The organism is Rhodococcus sp. NPDC057529, from assembly GCF_042802055.1.
Classification (GTDB): Bacteria; Actinomycetota; Actinomycetes; order Mycobacteriales; family Mycobacteriaceae; genus Rhodococcus_F.
On the sequence record NZ_JBHVEY010000012.1, the window covers coordinates 82,062 to 89,377 of the forward strand.

The following is a 7,316-nucleotide window of genomic DNA, read 5'->3' on the forward strand; positions in this document are numbered from 1 at the left end:
GCGGGTGGGGTTACAGGTGGCCTTGCAGGGTGTCGATGGACTTGCCGCGTCGGCTCTTGGGGATGGTCATGTACACGACTGCGCCGGAGAGGATCACCAGCAGCATGCCGATTCCGACGTGGGTGGGGTCGGAGTAGATCAGTAGCGCGCACAGCACCACCGACCAGACGATGGCCAGGACGAAGATGAGCGGGCTCAGGAACCCGTAGTGCCACGGGTGCTTCGGCAATTTGCGCTGGAGCAGGCCCCAGAGACCGACGGTGACCACGACGCCGTACGCCAGCCCCCAGGCCAGGGCGGTCATGGCGGCCAGTACCGACAGCAGCGACGACCACAGGGCGAAGATCACCGACAGGGCGAAGATGGTGAGGGTGGCGTTGATCGGGATGCGCTGCGCGCTGACCTTGCGCAGCCAGTGTGCGGCAGGCACCTGACCGTCGCGGGCCTGCGACCACAGGACCCGGATTCCGGTGAGCTGCAACATCACCAGGGCCGCGAACAGGGCGATGATGGCGACGGCCTCGAAGATGTTGGCGAACGCGGAGCCGACGGCGGTGTCGAGGATCAGCTTGACCGGGGTGTCGCTGCCCATCACCGCGGGCAGGTCCTGGATCGCGAGCATGATCAGGGCGACCATGAACACGCCGACCACGTAGGACGACACGTTCGCCATCACCGACGCCATCGGGGCCTTGCGGGCAGCGTCCTTGGTCTCCTCGGACGCGTTGCCGGTGGCGTCGAAGGACGAGATCGCGTAGGCGGGCAGGATCATCGCGAACAGGAACGGGACGAACCAGTTCCCGCCGGAGGCGGTCCCGGCCGAGTCGCTCAGGAAGGACAGCGGCTGGGTCGGATGCTTGACGACCAGCAGGACGCCGACGAGTGCGACGACGCAGAGCACCTCGGCGACGACGCCGATGTTGTTGAGCACCGCGGCGACCTTGACGCCCGCGATGTTGATGATCGTGCCGAGGACGATCAGGCCCAGCGCCCAGGGCAGGGTGTCGGCGGGGCCGTCGAACGTGACGCCGAACCATCCGGCGATGAACGGGGAAATGCTGACCGCCACGGTGGTGACGGCGACCGTGTGGGCGATGAGCAGCCACCACCCGGTCTGCCAGGCGAGCCACGGCTTGCCGGTGATCCGGCCGGTGATCTGGTAGACGCCGCCGGCCAGCGGGTAGGCGGACACCAGCTGCGCCACGGCCAGGCCCACGGTGAACACCTGCAGGCCGCCGCCCACGAGGAAGGACCAGAACGAGGCGGGGCCGAAGAATCCGAATCCCACGATGAGGGTGGTGAAGATGCCGGAGGCGATCGCGATCGAGGTGAATTGCACTCCGAACGCGGAGAAGAGTCCGAGTGTGCGGTTGAGCTCCTGCTTGTACCCGAGCTTTTCCAGGTACGCGGCGTCGGAGTCCGTGGGCGTCCCGGTGGGCGCGGACTCGAAGTCGGGTCCGGGCGCGGGGGGCTGGGTGGTCATGGTCGGCTCTTCGGGTTTTGTGGCCATGCTGACCTCACTGGTCGGTGTCGAGAAAGCCTCGGCAGTGCGGCGAGGCTGGGGTCGGGGGTAGCCGCACAAGGGGAAGTCTATCCGCTCTTTGAGCAACTGTCGACAATCTACCATAGATCCGTGTGACCTCAATCACTGATTGTTTCGGCCGGGGTACGGCCCGCTCAGGGCGACGACAGACCCCGGTCCCCGCAGGTCAGATCGACCAGGGACCGGGCGGTGTCGTATCCGCGGCCGCTCAGGCGGGAGGCCAGCACCAGAAAGACCTGCGCGGTGGTGACGGCGTCACCGAGTGCGTGGTGCGGATCGACGACGGGTAGTCCCAGCGCGGTGGCGAGCCATTCGAGACCCGCGTCGCCGCACCGAGCCGCGGGCACGGTGCCGCAGGCGCGGGCCAGGGCCGCGGTGTCGATCAGCGGCGTCCGAAATCGGAGGCCGGCGTCCCGGAACGCGCGGGTGAGGAAGGCATGCTCGACCCACGCCGAGTGTGCGACGACCACCCGGTCGGTCATCAGCGCGGCCAGAGTGCGCGCCGCGGCATCCGGCGGTGAGGCGTCCGCGACGTCCGCCGGGCGCAGGGTGTGGACGGCGATCGCCTCCGGGGACATCGCCGACCGCGGGCGGACCAGGTCGTAGACACTCTCGGCGGTGATCACCCGGCCGTCTCGGATGACGACGGCGCCGTAGGAGACGATGGTGTCCCTCTTCAGGTCCAGCCCGGTGGTCTCGAGGTCGACGACGAGATATTCGACCTGTCGCCACGGTTTTCGCAGAGGGTCCTCGCGTTTTCGTCTCCAGCGCGCTGTCATGGCAGTCGCGCCACCCACTCGCTTTCGAGCCGATTCTGCACCTCCGCGACGGCGCGGAACGCCTCCCGCAGGTAACGACGGGTGAGGGAGTCGAGCTGATTCGGCGCCACCCAGGTGGTCGCCGCGGTGGAGGTCTTGATCGCGTCGATCTCCCGGCCGAGGATCAGCCCGTAGATGTACTCGAAGGCCTGCACGAGGACCTCGGTCTCGTCCGGTGTCAGCAGGTTCGACGCGCCGCCACGCCGCAACCGGGTGATCGTCGAGCCGCGGTCGTCGCCGGTGACCACGGCGATCCACCGCCCCAGCGAGGCGATCGGGACCAGTCCGCGGGCCTTGAGGTCGAGGTGGCCCCGATTGGCACCGGAATGCTCGACGACGAAGTTGCGGACGAAACCCACCGGCGGGCGGCTCGAGACGGTGTAGCGCAGCAGCGCCGAGAGGTACTCGCGACTCCGGGTGGTGGCCAGCATCGCATCCGACACCGAGCGGCCCAGCGACAGCCCGGTCACCGGGCGGCTGTCCGCGATCATCGACGACAGCAGCAGTGCGTTGTGTTGGGTGGGATTGCGGATCCACGACGTGGCGGTGGAGACGGCGTCGGCGCGGGAGCGGGCGAACTCCGGGTTGGTGGCATTGGCGCCGTCGACGCACCGCTCCAGCCCGCACCGCTCCATGTTGTCGAGGACGCGCCCGGCCCAGCGCTGCAGTTTCCGCGCCGGATTGCGTTCTCCGGGTAGGTCTTCCCAGACCAGGCTGGTGTCGACGTCCGAGCGGGGGAGCGGCTCCCGGCGTGCCACCGAGCCCAGCAGCAACCAGGACGTCCGGTGTGGCACGCAGTCGTCACCGATGTCGGTGAGTTCGACCAGCCGCTGCAACAGGGCGTCGACGACCGCCGAGAGGAGTCCGGCGATGTGCATCGGTGCCACGCCCGTGTCGTACAGCTCCACCCACGTGCCGGGCAGCAATGCGGCCGCCGCGGCGAGTTCGTCGACGGTGTGGGCGTCGTCCACGGCGCGGCGGATGACGAGTGGATTGCGGACCTCGGCGGAGGCGAGGTCGACCACGCGCAGCACACCCACCGGCCGGTCGGCGGCGCCCCGGACCACCAGGTGGTGCAGTCCGCACTCGATCATGCGCAGGAAGGCGTCGCCCACCAGGGCATCGGCGCCGATGGATTCGGCCGGAAAGGACGCGATGGTGCTCACGGGGGCGTGCGGATCGAACGACGCCGGCGCGAGGGCGCGCCGGAAGTCGCTGTCGGTGACGATCCCGATCTCCCCACCACGGTCGAGGAGGGCGTAGGACTGGGCGGCGTCGGTGATCACCGCCGCCGCCTCGGACACGGTGGCCCCGACCGGGCACCACACGGCCGGTCGCATCTGGTGGCGGGCGGCGCGCAGTGCCTGATCCACCAGGCCGGACCGGGTGAGGCGTTCCCGGGTGACGAGCGTGTTGTAGTGCTGGAATTGCAGACGTTCGGGGTGAGCGAGGATCGGTCTCGGATCGGGGAACCGGTAGCAGAGGCTGTCCTCGGCGGCCCGCACGTCCAGGGGCGGCGGCAGCCCGGACAAAACCGAGATCTGCCCGAACGTCTCCCCGGACCCGAGCAGGTCGATCACCCGTCCTCGGTCGACGACCTCGACCTCCCCGGTGCGCACCACGTAGAAGTGCGACAACGGGGATTCGCCGGCCTCGATGATGCGGGTCCCGGCCGGGAAGAACTCGACCTCGACCAGGCGGGCCAGGGCGTCGAGGTCGGTCGACTCGAGTTCGTCGTACGGCGGCTGACCGCCCAGGAAGTCGACGTACTCACGCATGCGTGGCGGAAGCGGCCTCGCGCACGGTGTCGACGGCGTCCAGGGCCGATGCGGGACCGTGCACGTGACGATCGATCTCCCGGGTGATCGCGTCCATGTCGCCGGTGTCGATGATCGCCAGGAGCCGCTCGTGCTCGGCGACCACGTCGTGCAGGTCGGCGAACGACTGGTGATCGGCGGACAGGAACAGCTGCAACTGCGATTCCCAGCTGCGCCACAGATCGAGCAGCAGCCCGTGCTCGGAGAGCTCGTAGAACACCCGGTGAAAGCTCATGTGGGCGTCGATGGTTCGGGTCATGTCGCCGTCGTCGGCGCCGCGGGTCATGTCCTGCAACGCGCGGATGACCTTCGTGCGGCCACCGGCCGCCAGCCGCGGCATCGCCAGCTCGATCGCATACGGCTCCAGGCGCTTGCGCAGACTGGCGATCTCCGCCATGCCCTGCGCGCTGACCTCGGCGACGAAGGCGCCCTTGTAGGCGATCTTCACCACGAGACCCTCGTCGGCGAGGATGCCCAGGGCTTCGCGGAGAGGTGCCCGGCTCACACCCAGATCGGCCGCGATGTGTGCCTCCCGCAACTGGCTGCCGGGGGCGAGGGTGCCGTCGAGGATGGCGGTGCGCAGCACGCCCGCGACGGTGCCGGGCGTGGTGCGCTGCTGGATTCGTCCGAGGGAAATCTCCCCCTCGTCGCGGCCCACTGTCGACCCCGGACGATTCGGTGACAGAGTCATCCCGTTGTCCTTTCTTGCTTCGGCCTCGTGGTTGCTCACTCGACGAGGTGGTATCAGTCCTACTCGGGTTGCAGGTGTCTTGTCGACAGTAGATCAGCTGGTGACCCGCCTGGGGGCCTCACTCCCCGGTGGCGGAGACGTAGATGGATCCGCGTTCGATCACCGGGTCGAGGATGCCGGTCGACAACTCGTTGGCGGCGTCCTCGAACCCGGCCGCGTCCCGGTGCTGTCCGGGGTACCCGATCAGCGCCTTGACCTGCGGGGTCATGAAGTAGGCGCCGGCCACGATCGCGGAGAGCGGGTCGAACGTGAACTTGTCGTCGGCCCACATGCGCTTCAACCGGGCGTGGAGTTCGTCGCCCTGGAGGTCCGCGACGTCGTCGATCGCCGTGACGACCGCGTCGAAGACGTCGGCGCGGGCGGCCAGCGCCAGATCGAGATACCGCAGATAGTCCTGCGCCTCGCTGGCGGCGGGATTCTCTCCGGACTCGGGGATGAGGCTGTCCGCGATCCGCAACAGGATGGTCAACTCGTCCTCGGACAGCTGCCGGGGCGGGCGGAGCGTGCGAACCGGCACGGACAGACGCTGCGGCGCCGAGGTCTTCAGTTCGATGGGTGTGGTGCTCATGCCTGGGCCCTTCCTGCGGTGACGTCGTCGGCGACCCGGCGGCCCACCCGCAGCGCCAGAGCGCTGATGGTGCAGGTCGGATTGGCCGAGCCCGAGGTGACGAAGATGCTGCCGTCGGCGATGTAGAGGTTGTCGACGTCGTGGCTGCGGCCGAAGGAATCGACGACCGAGGTGGCCGGGTCGTCGCCCATCCGGGCGGTGCCGAGCAGATGTCCGGGCTGATCGACCCACAGTTCCTGGGTGATGATCTGCTTGGCGCCTGCCGCCTTGTGCAATTCCACCATCCGCTCGACGGTGTACTTCAGGATCTTGCGGGTGTTCTCGCTGACCCGGTATTCGACCTTCGGCGCGGGCAGCCCGTCCGAATCGAACTCCTCCGTGGAGAGCGTGACCCGGTTGTGTTCCTCGGGCAGATCCTCCACGTTGGCCGCCCACAGGATGCCGTTCGACGACGCGCGGGCCACGTCGTGGACGGCCGGTCCCCACAGCTCGTCGAAGTCGAGCTGGCGGTGGGTCTCGATGGTGTTCAGCGGTCCCGGGGTCGGCAGCGCGTGCAACTTCGCACCACGGACGAAACCGCGGGAGGTGTCGGTGTCGTAGAACTGCATCGAGTGGATCAGCTGTCCGGCCGGGCCACGCCAACTCTCGAGGTTCTCCTCGTAGTAGCCGACCGCGGTGCAGTTCGGGTGCAGCATCAGGTTCTTGCCGACCAGCCCGGAGGAGTTGGCGAGCCCGTCCGGGTTGCGCTCGTCCGCCGACAGCAGCAACAGTCGGGGTGTGCCGATTCCGTTGGCGCACAGGACGACCGATTTCGCCGGTTGGAAGTGGACGGTGCCGTCGCGGTCGATCCACTCGGCGCCGGTTGCCCGCCCGGTGTCGTCGGTTCGGATCCTGCGCACACGCGCCCCGGTCTGCACCCGTGCACCGGCCTGCTGCGCCTGCGGCATGTAGATCAGATCGAACGAGGCCTTCGCGCCCTGCGGGCAACCCCATTCGCAGACGCCCCAGCGGCCGCACTGCTCGAGGGTCTTGTTCTTCTGGCTCGGGATCGCGTTGGTGCCGGGCCACCAGTGCCAGCCCAGCTTGTTCGCCGCCTCGGCGGCCTTCATTCCCGGCTTGCCCAGTGGATGCGGCGGCAGCGGGTACTCGAGTCCGTCGGGATAGGCGGTGTCACCGTCGACGCCGGACACGCCGATGAACGCGTCGACCTCGTCGTGGTACGGCTTGAGGTCGTCGTAGGCGATCGGCCAGTCGTCGGCGACGCCGTCGAGGGTCTTGACCTGGAAGTCCGAGGGCAGCAGTCGCGGCCACTCGGCGCCGTAGTAGATGGAGCTGCCGCCGACGGCGTTGAACATCACCGGCCACATGTCGGAGTCGCGGATGTCCACCGGATAATCGGAGGGCAGTGCGCGCACGTTCGGGTCGTGCGCCCAGTCGTGCTGGATCAGCAATTCCCATTCCGGGTGGTTGGCGGGGAAATCGCTGGGGTTGACCCAGTCGCCCTGTTCGAGGCACAGGACGTTCAGGCCGGCAGTCGCGGCCGTATGGGTGACCACCGCGCCGGACGGACCCGCGCCGATCACGAGCACATCGACGGAATCGTGCTCGGTGACATCGTGGCTGGTGGAAGTCATCGGAGTCGACCTCATTTCGTCTAATTGTCGACATTCTGTCATAGTGGCGTGCGTCACGTCCGCTGTCAAATGGACGTGGGGGGGGGGGGACAGAGGGACAAGGGTTCCCCCCCCCTCCGGCGTGTTCGGGGGAGGGAAAGGGGGAGAAACCTAAGCACCACAAACATATACGCGCACGGCGCTCA

General features: G+C 68.2%; 6 protein-coding genes. All 6 read right to left on the minus strand.

The features are described from left to right. Window positions 1-10: 10 nt before the first annotated feature. Window positions 11-1,483 (minus strand): APC family permease, encoded by a 1,473-nt coding sequence (locus ACFU5V_RS23885; protein WP_378702441.1) that lies wholly within the window; start codon window positions 1,481-1,483, stop codon window positions 11-13. Between the two features lie 194 nt (window positions 1,484-1,677). Beyond that, entirely contained in the window at window positions 1,678-2,322 is a 645-nt protein-coding gene (locus ACFU5V_RS23890; RefSeq protein WP_378433476.1) for a PolC-type DNA polymerase III, read from the minus strand. Beyond that, a complete protein-coding gene (locus tag ACFU5V_RS23895) occupies window positions 2,319-4,139 on the minus strand; it encodes a putative nucleotidyltransferase substrate binding domain-containing protein (RefSeq protein ID WP_378702443.1) in 1,821 nt (606 codons plus the stop codon). The genes ACFU5V_RS23890 and ACFU5V_RS23895 overlap by 4 nt, the downstream gene beginning before the upstream one ends. Further along, entirely contained in the window at window positions 4,132-4,869 is a 738-nt protein-coding gene (locus tag ACFU5V_RS23900; protein ID WP_378433474.1) for a GntR family transcriptional regulator, read from the minus strand. The genes ACFU5V_RS23895 and ACFU5V_RS23900 overlap by 8 nt, the downstream gene beginning before the upstream one ends. Window positions 4,870-4,987: 118 nt before the next feature. After that, on the minus strand, window positions 4,988-5,497 hold the full coding sequence (locus ACFU5V_RS23905) for a hypothetical protein (protein ID WP_378702445.1): 510 nt from the start codon (window positions 5,495-5,497) through the stop codon (window positions 4,988-4,990). Continuing rightward, complete coding sequence (locus tag ACFU5V_RS23910; RefSeq protein ID WP_378702447.1) at window positions 5,494-7,131, minus strand: GMC family oxidoreductase; 1,638 nt, start codon at window positions 7,129-7,131, stop codon at window positions 5,494-5,496. The genes ACFU5V_RS23905 and ACFU5V_RS23910 overlap by 4 nt, the downstream gene beginning before the upstream one ends. Window positions 7,132-7,316: the final 185 nt, after the last annotated feature.